Annotated in this window: 14 protein-coding genes; 9 read left to right on the forward strand and 5 right to left on the reverse strand. The window is 75.6% G+C overall.

Annotated elements, in window-relative coordinates; genetic code table 11:
- Positions 1 to 126 precede the first annotated feature (126 nt).
- Entirely contained in the window at positions 127 to 633 is a 507-nt protein-coding gene (locus ACH4SE_RS22405; RefSeq protein WP_398545180.1) for a DUF1772 domain-containing protein, read from the forward strand.
- 98 nt (positions 634 to 731) lie between these two features.
- Positions 732 to 1,622, forward strand: a complete 891-nt coding sequence (locus ACH4SE_RS22410) for an alpha/beta fold hydrolase (RefSeq protein ID WP_398545181.1) — start codon at positions 732 to 734, stop codon at positions 1,620 to 1,622.
- 25 nt (positions 1,623 to 1,647) lie between these two features.
- Here ACH4SE_RS22410 and ACH4SE_RS22415 read toward each other — a convergent pair whose 3' ends face one another.
- On the reverse strand, positions 1,648 to 5,160 hold the full coding sequence (locus ACH4SE_RS22415) for a CHAT domain-containing protein (RefSeq protein WP_398545182.1): 3,513 nt from the start codon (positions 5,158 to 5,160) through the stop codon (positions 1,648 to 1,650).
- A gap of 203 nt (positions 5,161 to 5,363) precedes the next feature.
- Between ACH4SE_RS22415 and ACH4SE_RS22420 the strand changes: the two genes are divergently transcribed.
- Both ACH4SE_RS22420 and ACH4SE_RS22425 read left to right on the forward strand, forming a co-directional pair.
- Positions 5,364 to 7,532 carry a CHAT domain-containing protein gene (locus tag ACH4SE_RS22420; RefSeq protein ID WP_398545183.1) on the forward strand — a complete coding sequence of 723 codons (2,169 nt, stop codon included), beginning with the start codon at positions 5,364 to 5,366 and terminating at the stop codon, positions 7,530 to 7,532.
- A 64-nt stretch (positions 7,533 to 7,596) separates the two neighbouring features.
- A complete protein-coding gene (locus ACH4SE_RS22425) occupies positions 7,597 to 9,801 on the forward strand; it encodes a CATRA conflict system CASPASE/TPR repeat-associated protein (RefSeq protein WP_398545184.1) in 2,205 nt (734 codons plus the stop codon).
- A gap of 42 nt (positions 9,802 to 9,843) precedes the next feature.
- On the opposite strand, the gene ACH4SE_RS22430 is transcribed toward ACH4SE_RS22425, so the two are convergent.
- Both ACH4SE_RS22430 and ACH4SE_RS22435 read right to left on the reverse strand, forming a co-directional pair.
- On the reverse strand, positions 9,844 to 11,064 hold the full coding sequence (locus ACH4SE_RS22430) for a helix-turn-helix domain-containing protein (RefSeq protein WP_398545185.1): 1,221 nt from the start codon (positions 11,062 to 11,064) through the stop codon (positions 9,844 to 9,846).
- A 468-nt stretch (positions 11,065 to 11,532) separates the two neighbouring features.
- Positions 11,533 to 12,483, reverse strand: a complete 951-nt coding sequence (locus ACH4SE_RS22435) for a hypothetical protein (protein ID WP_398545186.1) — start codon at positions 12,481 to 12,483, stop codon at positions 11,533 to 11,535.
- A 298-nt stretch (positions 12,484 to 12,781) separates the two neighbouring features.
- On the opposite strand from ACH4SE_RS22435, the gene ACH4SE_RS22440 reads away from it, so the two are divergent.
- From ACH4SE_RS22440 to ACH4SE_RS22460, 5 genes are all read left to right on the forward strand, one after another.
- Positions 12,782 to 13,522, forward strand: coding sequence for a M24 family metallopeptidase (locus tag ACH4SE_RS22440; RefSeq protein WP_398545187.1), 741 nt, complete (start codon positions 12,782 to 12,784; stop codon positions 13,520 to 13,522).
- Positions 13,523 to 13,764: 242 nt separating this feature from the next.
- Complete coding sequence (locus ACH4SE_RS22445; protein ID WP_398545188.1) at positions 13,765 to 14,613, forward strand: YqcI/YcgG family protein; 849 nt, start codon at positions 13,765 to 13,767, stop codon at positions 14,611 to 14,613.
- Positions 14,614 to 14,767: 154 nt separating this feature from the next.
- The gene (locus tag ACH4SE_RS22450; protein WP_398545189.1) at positions 14,768 to 15,493 is read left to right on the forward strand and encodes a B3/4 domain-containing protein; all 726 of its coding nucleotides are present in this window, start codon (positions 14,768 to 14,770) and stop codon (positions 15,491 to 15,493) included.
- A 353-nt stretch (positions 15,494 to 15,846) separates the two neighbouring features.
- Complete coding sequence (locus ACH4SE_RS22455) at positions 15,847 to 16,785, forward strand: NADP-dependent oxidoreductase (protein ID WP_398545190.1); 939 nt, start codon at positions 15,847 to 15,849, stop codon at positions 16,783 to 16,785.
- Positions 16,782 to 17,435 (forward strand): HD domain-containing protein, encoded by a 654-nt coding sequence (locus tag ACH4SE_RS22460; RefSeq protein WP_398545191.1) that lies wholly within the window; start codon positions 16,782 to 16,784, stop codon positions 17,433 to 17,435. The genes ACH4SE_RS22455 and ACH4SE_RS22460 overlap by 4 nt, the downstream gene beginning before the upstream one ends.
- A 192-nt stretch (positions 17,436 to 17,627) precedes the next feature.
- Here the strand turns inward: ACH4SE_RS22460 and ACH4SE_RS22465 are convergent, their stop codons facing one another.
- Positions 17,628 to 18,443 carry a crotonase/enoyl-CoA hydratase family protein gene (locus ACH4SE_RS22465; protein WP_398545192.1) on the reverse strand — a complete coding sequence of 272 codons (816 nt, stop codon included), beginning with the start codon at positions 18,441 to 18,443 and terminating at the stop codon, positions 17,628 to 17,630.
- Between the two features lie 23 nt (positions 18,444 to 18,466).
- Entirely contained in the window at positions 18,467 to 19,039 is a 573-nt protein-coding gene (locus tag ACH4SE_RS22470) for a helix-turn-helix domain-containing protein (RefSeq protein ID WP_398545193.1), read from the reverse strand.
- Between the last annotated feature and the right edge of the window lie 43 nt (positions 19,040 to 19,082).

The following is a 19,082-nucleotide window of genomic DNA, read 5'->3' on the forward strand; positions in this document are numbered from 1 at the left end:
GGCCCGCCGCCGGGGGCCGCACACGCCGCACAGGACCCCCGCACCGCGTACGGCGCCGCCCCCGGCGCCGGGCGGTGGGTGCCCGCGCCCCGGCCCGGCCGCCGCCCGACCACCCGAGGAGCTGCCGTGAACGGCACCCTGAGCGGCCTCGTCCTGCTCGCCGCGACCCTGACCACCGGTCTGATGGCCGGCCTCTACTTCGCCTTCTCCGTGGCGGTGATGCCGGGCCTCGGCAGGTCCGGCGACCGCACGCTCGTGGAGGCGATGCAGCGCATCAACGTCGCCATCCTCAACGGCTGGTTCACCCTCGCCTTCGGCGGCGCCCTGGTGCTCGGCATCGCCGCGGCGGTGCTGCACCGCGGCGGTACCGGCCGCCCGGCGCTGCCGTGGATCGTCGCCGGCGTGGTGCTCTACGCCCTGTCGCTGCTGATCACCATGGGCTTCAGCGTCCCGCTCAACAACAGGCTCGCGGACGCGGGCACGCCCGGGCGCATCCACGACCTCGCGGCGGTCCGGGCGCGCTTCGAATCCGCCTGGATCCACTGGAACATCGCGCGGACCCTGGTCAGCACCGCCGCGCTGGGCTGCCTGGCCTGGGCGATGCGGGTGGCGGCCGGCGCCGGCCGGGCGTGAACCCCGGCGGGCCGGGCCCCGCGGGGCCCGGCCGGCGACCCGCCCTCGATCGTGCGCCTTGCCCACCGCGGTGCGGCACGGCGCCGACAATGGTCGGCATGACGACTCCTGATGCGCATTCACCTCGCACGGACGGCCCCGTCACCGCGGGGATGTCGCTGCTGCCGCTGGACGGCGGCGACATCCACGTCTGCCAGGACGGGCCCCGCGACGCCCCCGCCCTGCTGCTGATCCACGGGTCGGGGGCGTCGTCGCTGTCGTGGCAGGCGATGGTGCCGCCGCTGGCCGCCGCCCACCGTGTCGTCCGCATCGACCTGCTGGGCCACGGGCGGTCCGCGCAGCCCGCGGACGGCGCCTACGGCATCCCGGAGCAGGCCGAACGGGCGGCGCGCGTCCTGGAGTTGCTGGACGCCGCGCCGGCCGTCGTCGTGGGCCACTCCAGTGGCGGCTACACCGCGGTCGCCCTCGCCGAGCGGCACCCGGAACTGGTGCGCGCGCTGGTGCTCGTCAACACCGGGCCGCGCCGCGACGCCCTCCTCGCGCAGGACGCGGGGGCCGCCGGTGCGCAGGTGCAGTGGCCGCCGACCGACGAGCAGATCCGCGCCTTCTCCGGCGGCGGCTTCCCCGCGGGCAGCGACGCGCCGCGGATACTGGCCGAGGAGCTGCGCCTGATGAGCTTCCGCTCCTTCCTCACGACCATGCGCGCCTCCTACGCCTACCTGGCGGAGCAGCCGGTGCCGGACCGGCTGGCGGCCCTCGGCGCACCGGTCCAGGTGGTGTACGGGGAGCAGGACGGGCGCTGGGTGCCCGAGTCGTACGGCGACTACCGGGCGGTGCCGGGGGTGCGGGTCGATCCGCTGCCGGGTGTGGGGCACACCTCGATCCTGGAGGCCCCGGAACGGGTCGCCGAGCTGGTGCTGTCCTTCGCCGGCGACGGGCACGGGGACGGCCGCGCGCGGCCCGGGGGGCCGACGCCCGCGGGCGGGTGAGCCCGGCGGCGCGGTCGGGGGACGCTCACGCTCCCAGGTGGACGTAGCCGGCCCACATCCGCGGGTCGCCCGGGTAGCGCTCGCGAAGCACCTCCACCGCTTCGTCGAGGGCCTGCGCGGTGCGGGACGCGTCGGGTGCGCCGCCGTTCAGGAGGCGGGGGTAGAGCGCCCGGGCCAGCCTCGGTGCGGCGGCGTCCGGGACGGCCCAGAGCGTGCCGACGACGTGCCGGTAGCCGATGAACTGCATCGCCGCGGCGAGATGCGCGGCCTCGTCGGGGAGCCGGGCGCTGCCCGACGAGGTCTGGCACGCGGAGAGGACGGCCAGCTCGGCGTGCTCCAGGCGCAGGGCGGCGAGGTCACCGAGGGTCAGCGGATCCGTCTGCCAGTCCCACAGGCGGAAGGCGCTGTCGGCGGGATGGCGGTGGTCCTGCTCGGCGTGGCAGGCGAAGTGCACCCAGGCGCAGCGGCCGAGTTCCGTACGGACGGCGCCCGCCGTGGCCTGCGCGTCGAGGAGCCGGCGCAGCGACGTCGCCGGGGTCAGCTCCGCCACGGCCGCGGCCTCGCGGGCGACCGCGGGCAGCGCGTCGCCCTCGGGCGAGTGCGGCAGGGCGACGACGAGCTGGGTGGTCCCGGACGGCCGGTGCGGGCGGCGGGCCCGGGCCAGTGCCCCGAGGGTCGGCGCGTACGAGGAGACGACGTGCGTGCGGGCCCCGTCGAGCAGGTCGCCGGCGGCATGCAGCGGGAGCAGCGACAGCGGGCCGACCGGCAGCCACCACACCCTCGGGCGCTCCTGCCGGGCGCCGTCGCCGAGCAGTCCGGCGGCGCGCAACGACGGTCCGGCGACGGTCTTCCACAGCCACGCGAGCGCGTCGCGGAGCACGGCCGCCGGATCCTCGACGTCCCCGTCCGGATCGACCGCGTCCAGCCACCGGCCGCTGCGTTCCAGCACTTCCGCGTGGGACACCCCCGGCAGGTCGACGACCGCCGTCCCGCCCGGGCGGATGACCAGGGTGTGGCAGCCCAGCCGGCTGGTGTTGGCGAGGAGGACCGGCCCGGGGAGGTCGGAGCCGTCCAAGGCCGGGTGCGAAGCGGCGGGGAAACCGGCGAATCCGTCCAGTCCCTGCACGTGTGCGACGAGAGCGTCCCATCTGCGCGCCAGGCGGCGGCGTTCGACGAGCGCCTCGTCGGGCGACGGCCCCGCGCCGGCCGCCCGCAGCCGCCGGATCCGGGACCACTCGGCCGGCTGGTCGAGCCGGGCCCGCACCGTCCGCAGTTCGGCGGCGATCTCGGGCGCGACGTCGTCCAGGTGCTGGAGGGGGGTGCGCAGACGCGTGGTGTGGGCCCACAGCACCGACCGGCCCCGTTCGGCGAGCTCCACCGCCCGGTCCGCCCGCCCGATCGCGGCCAGGCAGCTGACGGCCTGGGACACCAGTCCGCTCCAGGCCGCGAGCGTGTCCTCCTGGGTGTCCCGGTCCAGGCCGGGCCATGCGAGCAGCGGCAGCAGTCCGACGGCCGCGGTGTAGCCGTCCGCAGCGTGTTCGCGGCGCCCCAGGTCCCAGGCCCACCGGCCCCAGCGGTACGCGGCCTCCAGCCGGTCGGCCGCGGGTGAGCTCTCGCACCGCGCGGCCTCGCGCACATGGTCCAGCGCCTGCGTGAGTTCGTCCGCGTCGCGGGCGAACGTGCCGTGGGCGTGGCACGCCTCGGCGAGCACGGTCAGGAACCCGGCCCGGTCGGGGTGGTCCTCGGGTGTCCCGGCCAGCGCCGCGCGGGCGTGCCGCCGGGCCTCCCGCACGTCGGTGCCGTCGCCGCCGTGGCCGGACCTGAGGAGGAGGGCCGAGGCCAGCGCGGCCGTGTACGCGGGCTTCATCAGATCCCGGTCGTCGGAGGACGAGACCGCGCGGCGGCCGAGTTCCACGGCTTCGTCGAGGTCCCGCGGGTTGCCGTCGACGTCGAAGCGATCCCGGAGCGCGAGGCCGAGGTTGTGCCGGTACATGGCGATGTCGGGGTGCGAGGTGTCGCAGGCCGCGACGGCGTCGCGGCTGAGGCGCACGCAGTCCGCGAGATCCTCCCCGGCCGAGGTGCGCGCGTGGCGGGCGTGCAGCGCGGTGGCCAGGTTCGACAGGAGCGGGGCCCGGCCGTAGCCGGCGCCGCGGGCGGCCTCCACCGCCCTGCGGGCGACGCGGATGGCCTCGTCCAGGTCCCGGGCGACGCCGAGGCGCTCGTGGCGCGCGCGCAGGCTGAGCGCGAGGTTCGACAACCGGTTCACCAGCTGCGGGTGGTCGTCCGGGAGGTTGCGCACGGCCCTCTGCTCCATCTCGACGGCCTCGTCCAGGTCGCCCGTCGAGCCGGTGCGGAAGAAGCGTTCCCGGAGTGCCATGCCCACGTTGGCCAGGCACATCGAGTGGCGGACGTCGTGTTCGGAGGTCTTCCGCGCGGCCTCGGTCCCGACGCGGACGGCCTCGTCGAGGTCGCCGGGGTCGCTCGTGTAGGTGTACCGCGCGCACAGCATGCCGCTGAGGTTCCCCTTGTACAGCACCAGGTCGGCGTGTCCGTCCGGCAGGAGCGCCACCGACGCCCGGCCGGCCTCGACCGCGGCGTCGAGGTCGGCCGCCTCGCCGAACCGGTCGAAGCGGGAACGCAGCGCCAGAGCGGTGTTGGCCAGGTACGCGGGGAGGTCGGGGTCGTCCTCGCCGGTCGCGTCGACGGCTTTCCGCAGGGCGTCGAGCGCCCCGCCGATGTCCTCGGGCGCCTCCGACCGCTCGAAGCGGCACAGCAGCGCCAGTGCCAGGTTCGACTCGTACATCGCCCCGTCCGGGTCGTCCGGGTCGGCGGTGCCGACCGCCTCCCGGCCGAGGCTGACGGCGGCTTCGAGGTCCGCGTCGTCGCCGTACCACTCGTACCGGGTCCGGAAGGCGCCGCAGAGGTTCGACAGCCAGGCGGGCCGGTCGGGGTCGTCGGCGTCGGCCGCGTCCGCCGCGCGCCGGCCGGTGTCGATGGATTCGTCGAGGTCCCCGGCCTCGCGTGTCTCGTCGAACCGGACGCGCAGGGCGAGGCTGAGGTTGGCCAGGTACATCGGCAGCATCCCGTCCCCGGGGGGTGCGGCGGCCACCGCGGCCCGGCCGGACGACACCGCGCGTTCCAGAGGGGCCAGGGCTCCCGTGTGCTCCGCGAGCGCCCGCAAGCCGTTGCCCAGGTTGGACAGGTGCATCGCGTGCTGGGGGGACCCCGGGTCCCCTGCGCCGACGGCCGCCTCGGCGTACCCGACCGCCGATTCGAGGTCCGGGAGCTCTCCGGTGCACTCGTACCGGACGTGCAGCGTGTTCGCGAGGCAGGACAGGTGGAAGGCGCGGTCGGGATGGTCGGGCGCGGTCAGTTCGACGGCCCTGCGCCCGTGCTCGACGGCGGCGTCGATGTCCGCCGTCACGCCGGTCTGCTCGAACCTCGCCCGCAGGGCCAGTCCCAGATCCGCGGCCCGGACCGCTTCGTCGGCGCGAGGGGGATCCGGCTCCTGCGGGACTTCCGGCTTCCGCCCGCCCATGGCCGTCCAGTTTATCCGCCCGGCGCCGATTGGTGGGCTGATACGTCGGCATGACGGTCCGGCAGGACGGTGGCCCGCCGTCCGCCGCCTGCGGCGACGGGGCCGCGTCACGGCGGATTGCGGCGCACGGCCCCGCGGCGGCCGTGTGCTCACTACGATGGGATCCGCCGTGTACCAGCCGTGCCAGCCGTTGGGCGACAGCTATGGACGTCTACAGACCCGACCGGTTGGCCGAGGCGCTGAGAGGACCGGTCGCCGAGGCGATCGCGGTCGTCGGGCGGATGATCGACGGTGCCGAGGAGCAGGGCGACCGGTCGACGGCGGCCCAACTGGCGGTCGAAGCGGCGTTGCTGTGCGTCAAGGCGGGCGACACCGGCCGCGCCGAGTCCTACATGGGCACGGCGATGGCGGCCGCCGAAGCCAGTGGCAGCGAGACCGTCCGGCTGGTCGTCGCGTGGCGGTACACGGCGATGATGTCCATGCTCGACCGGACGGCCGACGCCGTCCGGTACGCCAAGGCGCTCAGCGCGTCGCTGGAACCCGGACACCCCCTGCACGTGCGCGTGATCGGCCTGTCGGTCTCGGGCACGGTGGCCGCGGCCAGCGGCCGCTGGCGGGAGGTCCTCCGCGTGAGCGAGGCGCTGTCGGAACTGCTGGCCGAGGGCGCCGGGTCCGACGCGCGGCCCCTGCAGGGCCTGGTGGCGCAGGCGGAACTGGGCATCGCCGAGGCGTCGATGCGTCTCGGCGACGAGGGCCGGGCGACCGTGCACGCGAGCAGGGCCTTCGAACTCGCCCGCCGCCACGGGATGTCCGCCGTCGGCTCCAGCGCCCTCGGCATACTGTTCCTGACGAAGAGCACGCCCCCCGGCGTCGATTTCGGCTCCTGGCTGGAGGCGGCCGTCGCCGGGTACAAGGAGCGCGGTGACGTGCTCGGGCAGATCGGATCCGGCCTCGTCCTCGCGTGGCTGTACCGGGAACAGGGTGCCACCGAGCGGGCGCTCGCCCTCTTCGCCGACCTCGAGGAGGCCGCCGTCGCGGCCGAGCAGGGGTTCGCGTGGGCGAAGGTGATGATCTGGCGGGCCCAGCTGCGCACCGACGTCGACCGGGCACTGCACGAGCTGACCCGCGGATGGGCGGTGCTGTGCGAGGTGGCGGGCGCGATGGCCGACCCCGGCGCACGCCAGTCGCTCCTGATCGACTGGCGCACACTGGCCGCCGACACCCTGGAGTGGCTGCACGGCCGTTGTCCCCGGCCGCTCCCGGCGGCGGCGGGCCGGCTGGCGGTGACCGTGATGACGGCGCTCGCCGGCGACGGTGTGGCCGCGGCCCTCCACGGGGGCGGCGAGGACGAGGACCCGGCGCAGGAGGGTGCCGGTCCCGCACTCGACGACCTGGCGGACGCGCTGGCCGCCCGGTGGAGGGCCGACGCGCTGGCGCCGCCCGACACCCTGGAGTCCCTGGCCGGCCGCGACGTACTCGCCTACCGCGTACTGGAGGCGCGCGCCGACCTGCTGCGCGGATGGCGTGTCCACATCGACCCGTACGGGGCGGTGGAGGTCGCGCCGTTCGCCGTCGAGGGGGCGGCCGCGCAGGAGATCAAGCGGCTGGCCGACGGCGATCCCCGCGCGCCGTCCCCGGACCCGGAGGTGTGGCGTCAGGCGGGCGCGGCCCTGCTCCCGGCGGGACTGGCGGCCGGCGCCGCCGAGGAACTGCTGCTCGTGCCGCACGGGCCGCTGTGGCTCGTTCCGTTCGGCGCCCTCGACCTGTGCGGCTCGGCCCTGGTCGAGCAACGGACGCTGAGCCACCTGCCCTCGCTGTCGCAGCCGCGGGGCACAGCCGTGGGCCGCCCCCTGACGGCGGCGGTCCTGGCCGATCCGCTCCTGCCCGGCATCGAGCTGGAACTCGGGGCGCTGGCCGAGGTGACCGCCCGGCCGCCGGTCACGGCGGCCACCGCGGCGGGGCTGGAGCGCGCACTGGAGGACGCCCCCGAGATCCTCTTCCTGGGCGCCCACGGCGAGGGCAGCGGACCGGCCTTCCGGCTGGAGCTGGAGGAGGAGGAACTGGCGCTGGAGCGCCTGCTCGCGTGGCGCCTGCCGGGGTGGGTGATCGCCAGTTCGTGCCTGTCGGGCCGCCACAACGCGGAGGTCTGGCCGCCGAGTCTGGTCACGGTCTGCCGGCTCCGGGGCGCGGCTCACGTCCTGGGCGCCACGTGGGAGGTGCCCAGCCGTCCGACCGGCCGCATCGTCGCCGACACGATCCGCAACGTGGGCGGCGGGGACGGCCCCGCCCTCGCCCTGCGCCGGGCGCAGCGGGCCGCCCGCGCCAGGGGCTGGCCGGTCCGGAACTGGGCCGGGCTGGTGACTTTCGGATAGCGGTCGGACGGCGCCACGACCGGTGCACCCGGGCGCCACGGGACCAGGAGGGGGCGGAACGCCCATGACAGCCGGTTTCCCGGCTCAGGACCGGATCGGTCGCTCGGTTCGCGCCGCGCTGTCCGACCTCGCGCAGTGGGACCTCGGTGAGGCCGGCTGGGTGAAGGTCGAGCGCGTGCTCGTGGGGATGGACGACGCCCTCGCCAGGGGCGAGACCGGCGCGGTCCGCGACGCCCTCGACGAGCTGGACATGCTCAGCCCGGTGCGCGCCGCCCGCCGGCTCCAGAGGATCAGGGCGCCGCGCACGGTCCAGCTCGTGGCCAACCGCCTGGTCCACCGTCTCGGTGAACGGGCCGGCGACCCGGCCCTGGGCACGCCCTTCCTGACCGGTCCCCTGCCCCCGCGCACCGCCTCGGTCACCGGGCAGGAGACGGTCGTCCACCGGATCGCCGCGGCGGACGGCGACCACGCCGACCGGGCCTACCAGCAGCTGCGCCGCACCTGGCTCCGGTGCCGCCGCAGCCTCGGCACGAACCGGGCGGTCGACGCGCTCGGCCTCCCGGCCGAACTGCCGGCCGAACTGCCCGAACTGCCCGAACTGCCGCTGTCGTCGCCGATCGCCGCCGCCACGACGCAGGACGACAGCGCCCAGGCGCTGCTGTGGCGCGAGCACGACGTCCTCGTCCTGTCCGTCATCCTCGGGCAGGACCCCGGCGGCGCGCAGGAGGCGCACGCGCGCTGGGAGGACCAGGACGCGGCCTGGGACCTGGCCACCGCGGGCGACAGCGACCACCTCCTCGGGTCGGTCCGCCTCTACCTCGGCGCGGCCCCGCCGGACGGCGCGGACCCGGGTCTCGGCCGGGATCCGGAGCACACCACCCGGGCCGGGGGCTGCACCGTCACCGACCTGACGCAGCCGGGCGACCCCCGGGCCGAGCGCCGGCTCGTCGTGCTGACCGACGCGTCCGGGCCGGACTCCCTCGGGGACTGGGCCTGGTCGCAGGGGCAGCACGGCGTCTTCGCCCGGTACCTGGTCACGGCGGCCAAGCTGCGCTACCAGGCGAGGGTCCGCCAGGCCCTCGGCGAGAGCATCGACGTCGCCGACGAGCCCGTGCAGGGGCTGACCCGCCTCCTCACCGAACTCGACGACATGAGGACCACGGCGCGGGTCGCGCGGCGGAACATGGCGAAACTGCTCGGGCCGGTGCCGCCCGGCGGATTCGCCGCCGACGACGGGGAGATCGGCGACTGGCTCCTGGACCAGCTCGACGCCGACACGGCCTACCTCCAGCACGAACGGACCCGGCGGTCGGCCACCGCGGTGACCCGCGGACGGCCGCAGGGGGCGGGACCGCCCACTCTCGCCCTCGTCACGGCGATGGCCGAGGAACGCACCGCGGCGTCGCTGGTACTCGACGGCCCGGAGCCCGACTGGGTCGACGGCGACCCGGCCGACTACACGGTGGGCACGCTGCCGAGCGTCGATCCGGCCCAGCCGCACCGCGTGGTGCTGTGCCAGCTCGGCGGGACGGCCACCGCCTCGGCGGCCGAGTCGGTGGCGCACCTGATCCGCAGCTACCCGAGCGTCGACCAGATCGTCATGACGGGCGTCGCCGCGGGCTTCCCGGCACCGTCCGACCCGGCGCGGCACGTGCGCCTGGGCGACATCCTGGTCGCGACGTACGGCGTGGTGGCGTACGACCACATCGTGGACCGGGCGGCCGGGTCCGAGCTGCGCGCCGGGTTCCCCCGCCCGTCGGTACTGCTGAGCCGCCGGGTCGAGCGCCTGAGAGGCGGCGTCCTCCTGGGAGAGCGGCCGTGGGAGGCGCTGATCGAGCGGGCCGTCCGGGCCGCGCCCGGCTTCGCCCGGCCGGACGACGCCACGGACGTGCTCCACGACGGCGACGGCGACGGCCTCGTCCCCCATCCGGATCCGGCGCTCAGCGGCCACCTCGCCGGGCGGCCGAAGATCCACTACGGGCGCATCGGCAGCGCGGACCGGTCCCTCAGGCACGCGGTGAACCGCGACGAGCTGGCCCGGCGCTTCGGGATCATCGGTGTCGAGATGGAAGGGGCCGGGGTCGGCACCGCCGCGTTCGCCACGGGCCGGAGCTGGTTCGTGGTGAAGGGGGTCAGCGACTACGCCGACCGGCACATGAACCAGGCGTGGCGGAACTACGCGGCGCTCGCCTCCGCCGCGTACGTCAGGTCGCTGCTGGCGGTCTGCCCCGTCGTCGCCCCGCACGCGGCAGGCGCCCGTGCGCTCTGACGTCCGGCCGCGGGCCGTACGTCCCGTCCCGGGCGCCCGTGGTCAGGCGGTGACCCGGACGAGCCGCTCGTCGCCGGCGAGCACCGCGGTCAGCGCCTCCCATTCCCGGACGTTGAACCCCAGCAGCTGCACCTCGGTCAGCGGGGTCCGCGGACGGTCGGCCAGGAAGTGGACGGCGGTGTCGACCATCGTCATCACGGTCGACCTGACGTGCCCTCCCCCGGTGCCGACCCCCAGGAGCGGGAACAGGACCGTACGCACCGCGGGGTCGGCGGCCGCGACGCGCTCGGCCTGCGCCAGCACGTTGGTCACGCAGGCGGCGATGTTGTAGACCTGGCGAAAGCCCGCCGCCGGTTCGCCGGCCACCGAGGCCACATGGATGACATGGCGTACGCCGTGGCTCTCGGCCAGGGCGCCGGACCCGGTGACGAGCGCCGTGCCGGGGGCGACCGACGGATGGTGGCGGACCCGCTCGGCCAGCTCGTCGGCGATGACGTCGTCGACGATCCGGCCGGAGCCGTCGCGGCGCGCGCCCCAGTACCGGATGATCGCCGAGATGGAGAACTCGCTCGGCCGCGCCATCATCATGTCGGTGTTCTCGCTGTTGACCCAGATGTCGGCGCCCCGGGAGCGGTAGAGGCTGCCGGCCACCGCCGCGATGCAGCGGCGCGGGCCGTCCGTACCGGCGATCGCGTAGCGCTGGCTACCCGCCTGCACGGGCCGGCGCAGGTCGTCGACCTGCGCGGCGTGCGTCCGCGCCTGACGTTCCAGATCGGACGCGGACGAGCCGTGCCCCGCGTCCCGGGCGGGCGGCGGGGAACCCGCGCCCCCCGCACCTCCGGCAGCGCCGTCCGCCGACGGCGCGGACGTCGGCGGCGGGCCGGCCGCGGTGTGCGGGTCGGCGCCCTGGGGCACGGCCGCGGCCTCCTGGCGGAGCGCCCGCTCGGCCCGCCGCTGGAAACGCCTCAGCTCGCCCAGCGCCTCGGAGAGCCGGCGGACCTCCAGCACGGCGCGCTCGTCCGCTCCGAGGGCCTGGGCGATCCGGGCCGCGGCGTCGGACCGCGGCGCCTTCATCCCGTTGAGGATCTCGCTGACGTAGCCCGCCGAGAGCCCGGCGCGCCCGGCGATCTGGCGGACCGACAGCGGGCGCCGGAGCCTCAGCATGCGGAAGCGGTCGACGAGGTCGCGCGCCGGACCGGGCGGGAGCACCTGCCCCGGCCCCTGCGACGGGTGAGCCTCACCGGAGTGCCGTGACGCCGTCAATCCGGCCTCCTCCCCACGAACGGAGATCCCCCCACCAGGACCCTACGAGGGCGGGAGGCGACGGGGAAGCGGCCGGGCCGCGGGCGGTGTTCGCCGCCGTTCGCGGGGCGAACACGAGGTGCCGGCCGTCCACCGAGGCCCGCGGTCCGCCCGTACCCGGTGTTCGCCGGCGTTCGGCGTTCGCCGCCGCCGGCCGCGAACTGCGGTGAGGTGCTCCTGCGGCCGCGCGGCGGCCGACCGCCGGGAGGAGTGACCGCCCGGGACCCCGGTCCCGGTGCGGCACAGCGGCGGGGAGGGGAGGTGACCCGCACGGCATGGAATGGCATGGGCTGGTCCCGCTGTCCCCGGGCACGTGACGTGAGGCGCCCTGGTGGTCCGGGACGTGAACTCGCCGCTGCCGGACGGCGGCAGCGGCGTGGCGGAACGGCTGGGCGGGCACCGGACGGCGGTGCCCGCCCGGCCCGCCCGTCAGGAGTGCCACTGGGCGCCGTATCCGAGGTGCATCGCCGGGGCCGCGAACTCCAAGCGCACCTCGCCGGACGGGTCCGGCTCGAGCAACTCGCCGGACGGGCGGCCCGCGTCGAACTCCCGCACCGTCTCCCCGTGGACGCACCGGACCCACGACGGCGCGCTGTCCGGGGCGAACCGGACCCGTAAGGTGAACAGGTCGCACCGCATCTCCGGCACGAACAGGTAGTGCGGACGCATCGCTTCCGCGGGCATGCGCAGGAGCAGGCCGAACTCGTGGCTCTGGCCGCTGCGCAGCGGCCACGGGAGCCGGACCGTGTAGCGGAAGCGGCCCGGGCCGGGAGCCTCGCTCCGGACGAGCGTGCCGCCGAAGGCCACCTCGACGGACGGCGCCGGCGGCTCGGCTCCGGGCCGTGCGGGGGCGTCCAGCCAGGCCGCGACCTCGCTGAGGCCGTCGCGGGTGGCGACGATCCGCCGGGTCTGGTGCGTCTCGGGTGCCGCCTTGTCCAGACGCAGGAGGGCGTGCAGTTCACCGAGGTACCACCCGCCGGAGCTGTCGCGGACGCGCGCGCTGCGGCGGTCGAGTTCGTCGGCGACCTGTTCGGCCAGGAGCTGCCCGGCGGTGTCCATGCGCCGCAGCGCCGTGCGGAAGTCGCGTTCGAGGTGCTGGGCCAGCCACGCGACCCGGTCCTTGAAGTAGATCATGTCCGCGGTGTCGGCCGTCAGCCCCAGGGCCGCCAGGGCAGCGGTCCGCAGATCCGGCTGGAGGTGGCCGGCGCACCTGCCGAGTTCGGCGGCGAGCGCCTGCCGGCGGGGATCGGCCCCCCGCGTCCGCGCGTCGACCAGCTCCCACAGCCGCGGGCTCACCCGCCTGTCCAGGTCGGCGGCGCGTAACCCGCGGCCCTTGCGCAGGACCCGCAGATCCTCCGCGATGCGTCCGATGTCTGCCATCACGAGTCCCTGGCTGGCGCGTTGCGTTCCCGGTGGGCCGGCCGGTCCCGGCCCGCGCACCGCCGGGTGGCCGGGCCGCCGACGGGCGGGACACGCCACGGTTCGATACCGCCCGTCAGGATGCCGCCGCACGATAGCCTAACCGGCGGCGGGATCACGGGCGGGTGTTCAGACATCTCTTTTCTTCGGCGCAATCGCCCCGCCTCATCGTGCGGCGGCTGACGCCCGTGCCCGGCCCACGTGTCCGAGTGAGCGGTTGTCCACTGCACCGCGCGAATGTCATGGAGCAGGTTTTCACATGGGCTCTGTCAATCCTGCGGCGGTGCGTGCCCGCACCCCCGCCGGGTCCACCGGTCGGTCGGAGGCCGACCGGGCGGCCGCGCTGCTGGCGGCCGAAGCCAAGGCGGTCGAACTGTTCGACGAGGTCGAGCGACGCGGGCTGATCGCCGCCGGCCGGCGGGACCGGGAAGTGAGCGACCTCATCCGCGACCTGTCCGGCGAGATGTTCGGCGTACGGCGGTTCTGGCACAAGCGGATCGTCCGGTCCGGCCCGCACACCCTGCAGCCCTACCGGCACAACCCGCCGGACCGGGTCATCGAGCCGGACGACATCGTCTTCTGCGACTTCGGCCCGATCTTCGAGGAGTGGGAGGCCGACTTCGGCCGGACCTTCGTGCTCGGCGAGGACCCGGTCAAGCACCGGCTGCGCGACGACCTGCCCCGCGTCTTCGACGCCGGGCGCCGGTACTTCGAGCAGCACCCGGACGTCACCGGTGAGCAGCTGTTCGAGGAGGTGCTGCGGCTGACCGAGCAGGCGGGGTGGGAGTACGGCGGCCCGCACGCCGGGCACCTGGTCGGGGAGTTCCCGCACGAGCGGATCAACGGCGACGCGTACGAGTTCTACATCACCCGCGGCAGCACGCAGCCGATGCGGCGGGCGGACCGCGCGGGGCGCCGGTGCCACTGGATCCTGGAGATCCACCTGGTGGACCGCGGCCGCGGCATCGGCGGCTTCTACGAGCAGCTGCTCAGCCTCTGACCGCCCCGCGGCCGGGCACGGCGGCGGTCCGGCGCCGCGGTGCCCGGACCGCCCTTCCGTGTGCCCGGCGGTGTCCTGGCGCGTGTCATGTTTTCGCCGTTCCCGGCGGTGGGTGTCGTCTTCCCCGGCTTGTGTCACCCGGCGTGAGTGTTGCGCCGTGACGGCGGCTGCCACGCTCGTCCGGCGGAGCTCTCGCTCCGGGGGGAGAGCAGCGGCAGCACACGGAAGAAACCGGGGTAGAGATGAACGACTCTGTCATGCCGGCGGTCATCGAACACGTTCCCGTCCTGACGAATCTGGCCGACGCGACAGGCGCCCACCCGCTCGCGCCGTTCGCCGCCGCCGTCCGCGCACGGATGGTGGCGGCCGATTTCCCCTGCACGTTCGTCAGGGGAGCGGTCAACAAGCACAGCATCTACTGCGCGCACGTGGACCCGGCCGACGAGACCTGCGTGCCGGACGCGCACGCGCTGATCGGCCGCTACCTGGAGCGCGTGGACGCGTGCCCCACCGAGACCGAGGCCGCCATGACCGTGCTCCTGCTGGACGTCGAGGTCACGGCGGGCAGCGGGCCGGACGCCGTACGGGACCTCGCGTGGAACCTCCTGCGGCAACTGCACGAGTACGACGTCCGCTCCGGCCGCACGTGGCCGTCCTTCGTGCCGACCGACATCGAGGACACCAGCTGGGCGTACTGCCTCCACGGTGTCCGGCTCTTCGTCAACATGACGTCGTCGGCCCTCGTGCTGCGCCACAGCCGCGATCTGGGCAGGCCCCTGGTCCTGGTCGTCCAGCCGACGGGCGGGCTCCACTACATCGCCCCGCTCGACGAGTCGGGGGACCGGATCCGCGACCGGATCCGCGACCGCATCGACAGCTACGACGCGATACCGCACTCGCCGGCCCTGAGCAACGCCGGTGCCGAGGGGAACTCGGACTGGCGCCAGTTCTGGCTCGGCGACTCCAACGACGGCTCGGACTGGACCCCGCCGGCCATTCCCGCCACCTCATGTCCCTACCGGCACACGGCGCCGGCGGCGGACGACGGCGGCCGGAGCGGCACGGGCGAGGTGCTGCCCGTCGTCGCCTGACCGCCGCCGCCCCGGACCGCTCCGGCCGCCCACGGCCGGGCGGTCCGGGGCGTGCGGCGCGACCGTGTTCCCCCGATCCCCGCGTGAACGGCCCGCCCCGTGGAGGGGCCGGTCGCCAAGGACAGCCCGAACCGCCCGACAAGGTACGAGGACCATGGAATTCCGCTTCGCCCCCGCGGTGTGCGACCGCTTTCCCGACCTGTTCGCCAGCATCCTCGTCGTCCGGGGGTGGGACAACACCGTCACCGGAGCCGCGGCCGGCGAGATCCTGGACGTGCTGCGCGAGAGCGAGCGCGGCCTGCGCGAGCGCGTCGCGTCGAAATCGGACCTGCAGAACGACGTGCTCGTGAGCTCCTACTTCGACATGTTCCGCTCCTTCGGGGTGAACCCGAAGCGTGTGAAGCCCAGCCACTACGCGCTCGCGGAGCGCGTGGTGGCCGGCGGTTCGCTGCCGGACATCAACCCTGCGGTGAACCTGTACAACGCCTTCAGCGTCGGGCACCTGGTGCCGTTCGGCGGCGAGGACCTCGACCGCGTCGACACCTGCTTCGAGCTCACGATCGCGGACGGCACGGAGCCGTGGACGCCCATCGGCTCGGACGCCCCGCAGACGACACGCGCAGGCGACGTCGTGTGGCGCGACCGTTCGGACGTGTCCACGACCTCGCTGAACCACCGTCAGTGCGAGAAGACGAAACTGACGCCGCAGTCGCGCAACGCCTACTTCATCTCGGAGGGCTTCCGCGGGGTCAACGACGCGCACGTCGCCGAGGTGGCCGGGCTGTTCCGCTCCGCCTTCGGCGACCTCCTGGGCGGACGGTTCGAACAGTTCGTGATCAGCTCGGACGCGCCTTCGGCGAGCACGTCAGGAGGTCTGTGAGGCGAAGGGCCGGTCCCGGCCCCGGGAAGCGTGGTCCCGGCCCCGTGGGGCACCGTCGGCGGGCGGGCGCCCCACGGGGCGGCGGAGCTGCCGCAGCCCGTGAGCCCGCCCGGTCCCGCTCCCGGCGCGGGAGAGGCCGGCCCGCTGCCTTCGGCCCGCGGGGGCCCGGCGGCAGGACCGGCCCGAGCTCCGGAGCCGCTCCCGGAATGGCTCACGGTTTCGCCGCCGAAGTGGCCCACGCGGGCGGATCGCGCGCGGCATACGGTCGAATGCACGACGCGGCGCGTACCGTACCCGCCCTTGCGGGCATCTGTGTGCCCGATCGCCGCCACTCAGCTGCCAGAGGAACGCTCATGCAAGCCATCACCGTCCAGGACCGGGACGCCGGCACCGCCGGACTCACCCTGTCGGAAGTGCCCTACCCCCATGCCGCGGAGAACGACGTCGTCGTGCGCGTCCACGCGGCCGGCTTCACCCGGGGGGAACTGTCCTGGCCGGCGACGTGGACCGACCGCGCCGGCCGCGACCGGACACCGAGCGTGCCCGGGCACGAGCTGTCCGGCGTCGTCGCCGAGCTGGGGTACGGGACCACCGGCCTCACCGTCGGCCAGCGCGTCTTCGGCATGGCCGACTGGGCCCGCGACGGGTCGCTGGCCGAGTACACCGCCGTGGAGGCCCGCAACCTGGCACCGCTGCCCGCGGGCGTCGACCACGTGGCGGCCGCCGCGCTGCCCATCTCCGGGCTCACCGCCTGGCAGGCCCTGTTCGACCACGGGCGGCTCGCGGCCGGGCAGACCGTCATGGTCCACGGCGCCGCCGGGAGCGTCGGGTCGATCGCGGTGCAGCTCGCCCGTGAGGCCGGGGCGCGGGTCGTCGCCACCGGACGGGCCCGGGACCGGGACACCGCCCTCCGGCTGGGCGCCGAGACCTTCGTGGACCTCGAGAACGACCGCCTGGAGGACGCCGGGCAGGTCGACGTCGTCCTCGACGTGATCGGCGGCGAGATCCTCGACCGCTCGGCCGCGCTCGTACGCGCCGGCGGCACCCTCGTCACCATCGCCGCGCCGCCCACGGTCACCCCGGCACACGCGCGCGCGGTGTTCTTCGTCGTCGAACCCGACCGGACCCGTCTCGCCGACCTCGCACGGCGGCTGGCCGACGGGAGTCTCACACCGGCCGTCGGGGAGGTGCGCACCCTCGCCGAGGCCCCCGAGGCCCTCGGCCGCCGCGGACACGGGCGGACGATCATCCGTGTCGTGGACGACGTCCCCGCGGAAGCGGGGAGCCGGTGAACCGCGTCACGCTCGCCGCGCTGCCCCTGCCGCGGACCCCGGCATCGGCCGCCGCCCTGGAGGTGGCGCGCTCCTACCAGTCGACCGCGCTGCTCCACCACACGCTGCGCTCCTACCTGTGGGCGGCCGCCCGCGGGGAGGCGGAAGGTGTCGCCTACGACGCGGAACTGCTCTACGTCGCCGCGCTGTTCCACGACCTCGGGCTCGTACCCGCCTTCGACAGCCACACCGTCCCCTTCGAGGAGGCCGGCGGCCACGTCGCCCGGGTCTTCGCCGCAGGCGCCGGGTGGCCCACGCAGCGCCGCGACCGTCTCGCGGAGGTGATCGTCCGCCACATGGGGCCCCCGGTCGCGGCCGCCGCCGATCCGGAGGGCCATCTGCTGGCCCGCGCCACCGCCACGGAGATCACCGGCGCCGGAGCGGACGACTACCCGGCCGATTTCCGGTCCGAGGTGCTGGAGCGCTACCCGCGGCTGGAGCTGGCCGAGCAGTTCCTGGCCTGCTTCCGGGACCAGGCCGCCCGCAAACCCGACGGTGCCGCCGCCCACGCCGTCCGGTCGGACCTGGCCGCACGGATGGCCGCCAACCCGCTGGACGCCCCCGCCCGAGGCCCGGCCGCCCCCGGGAGCCGGGCCCGTCCGGGCCCGTGACGCACCGGCCGGCCACGCCCTCGTCCAGGGCGTCCAGGGCGCGGGCCGGTCCCTCACGGGTGTACTGCTGCCTGCCGCGCGGCGGTCCACGGCGACGTGCCCGCGCCCGGCTCCGGCCTGCGCCGGGGCGGGGCGGAACGCCCGGACGACGCGCCGGCCCGGGGAGGGCGCCCCGGCCCGGGCGGGGCCGCGTCAGCCGCCGAACGCTCCGTGCCGCCCCTCCCCCGCGGCGAAGCGGGCCGCCCCCTCCGCCGCCCCGGCGAGCGAGACCCGCCCGTGCGCCAGCTCCACGGCCAGCGCCTCGCCTTCGGGCAGGCCCTCCTGCTCCAGCAGGGCCAGCCGGTCCCGGCGCAGGCACACCTGCGGGAAGGCGGCGATCTCCGCGGCCAGCCGTTCGGCCGCGGCGCGCGCGGTGCCGTCCGGCACGACGCGGTCGGCGAGCCCGATGGCCAGCGCCTCGGCCGCGTCCACCGGGCGGCCGGTGAGCACCAGGTCCATGGCACGGCCCGCGCCGACGATCCGGGGCAGCCGCACCGTGCCGCCGTCGATCAGCGGGACGCCCCAGCGGCGGCAGAAGACGCCGAGCACGGCCGACTCCTCGACGACCCGCAGATCGCACCACAGCGCCAGCTCCAGCCCGCCCGCCACCGCGTGGCCGGCGACCGCCGCGATCACCGGCTTGCCGAGCCGCATCCGGGTCGGGCCCATCGGCCCGTCCCCCTCGGGCCCGGGTCCCGCCGACGGGTCGGTGACACGGTTGCCGCGCTCCGTGCCGATCGCCGTGAGGTCGGCGCCGGAGCAGAAGGTGCCGCCCTCCCCCCAGAGCACGGCGACGGACGCGTCCTCGTCGGCGTCGAAGGCCCGGAAGGCGTCGGCCAGCGCACGGGCGGCCGGGCCGTCCACGGCGTTGCGCACCACCGGACGGGACAGCACGACGGTGGTCACCGGACCGTTGCGCTCGCTGCGTACGGGGGGCCGCTCCCGGCCCCCGGGCTGGTCCGCCGCCACCGCGGCTCCTTCCGGCCGACGGGTCAGCGGTGCTCCTGGACCAGCACCGCCGAGGTGCCGGGCTCCAGGGCCCGGAAGACATGGGCGACGTCGCCGGGGTAGGCGATGTAGTCGCCCGGCCCCATCTCGACGGGCTCCTCGGCGACACCGACGAGCGCCCGCCCGGTGCTCAGCACCAGGTGCTCCACGACCCCCGGCATGTGCGGATCGGAATCCCGCGCGCTGCCGGGCTGGGCGGTCACCCGATAGATGTCGCGCCGGGTGCCGGGCGGGGACGAGGCGAGCAGCACGGCGACGTACTCGGCCCGCTCGGCGGCGAACGCCGGTCCCTCACCGGCCCTGATGACCTGCACCTGGGGCCGCGGCGGCTCCACGAGCTGGGCGAAGGGCACGTCGAGGGTGACGCTGAGCGCCCAGAGCGTCTCCACGCTGGGATTGCCCGTGCCCGCCTCCAGCTGGGACAGCGTCGACTTGGCGATCCCGGCCCGCCGCGCCACCTCGGCCAGCGACAGTCCGGCACGGCGCCGCTCCCGCTGCAGCCCGGCCGCGATCACGTCCAGCGGCGGTCCGCCGCGCGGATTCCCGTCCTGCGGCACACCCGCTCCTTCGTTCGGTCTATCAGTCGATGCGTTCGCCTTG

Source organism: Streptomyces sp. NPDC020983 (assembly GCF_044333485.1).
GTDB lineage: Bacteria > Actinomycetota > Actinomycetes > Streptomycetales > Streptomycetaceae > Actinacidiphila.

Excerpts from the sequence above, each read along its gene's own strand:
- ACH4SE_RS22450 (WP_398545189.1), top strand. The coding sequence starts at position 14,768 with ATGGAATTCCGCTTCGCCCCCGCGGTGTGCGACCGCTTTCCCGACCTG.
- ACH4SE_RS22440 (WP_398545187.1), top strand. The coding sequence starts at position 12,782 with ATGGGCTCTGTCAATCCTGCGGCGGTGCGTGCCCGCACCCCCGCCGGG.
- ACH4SE_RS22455 (WP_398545190.1), top strand. The coding sequence starts at position 15,847 with ATGCAAGCCATCACCGTCCAGGACCGGGACGCCGGCACCGCCGGACTC.
- ACH4SE_RS22420 (WP_398545183.1), top strand. The coding sequence starts at position 5,364 with ATGGACGTCTACAGACCCGACCGGTTGGCCGAGGCGCTGAGAGGACCG.
- ACH4SE_RS22445 (WP_398545188.1), top strand. The coding sequence starts at position 13,765 with ATGAACGACTCTGTCATGCCGGCGGTCATCGAACACGTTCCCGTCCTG.
- ACH4SE_RS22415 (WP_398545182.1), bottom strand. The coding sequence starts at position 5,160 with ATGGGCGGGCGGAAGCCGGAAGTCCCGCAGGAGCCGGATCCCCCTCGC.
- ACH4SE_RS22435 (WP_398545186.1), bottom strand. The coding sequence starts at position 12,483 with ATGGCAGACATCGGACGCATCGCGGAGGATCTGCGGGTCCTGCGCAAG.
- ACH4SE_RS22410 (WP_398545181.1), top strand. The coding sequence starts at position 732 with ATGACGACTCCTGATGCGCATTCACCTCGCACGGACGGCCCCGTCACC.
- ACH4SE_RS22425 (WP_398545184.1), top strand. The coding sequence starts at position 7,597 with ATGACAGCCGGTTTCCCGGCTCAGGACCGGATCGGTCGCTCGGTTCGC.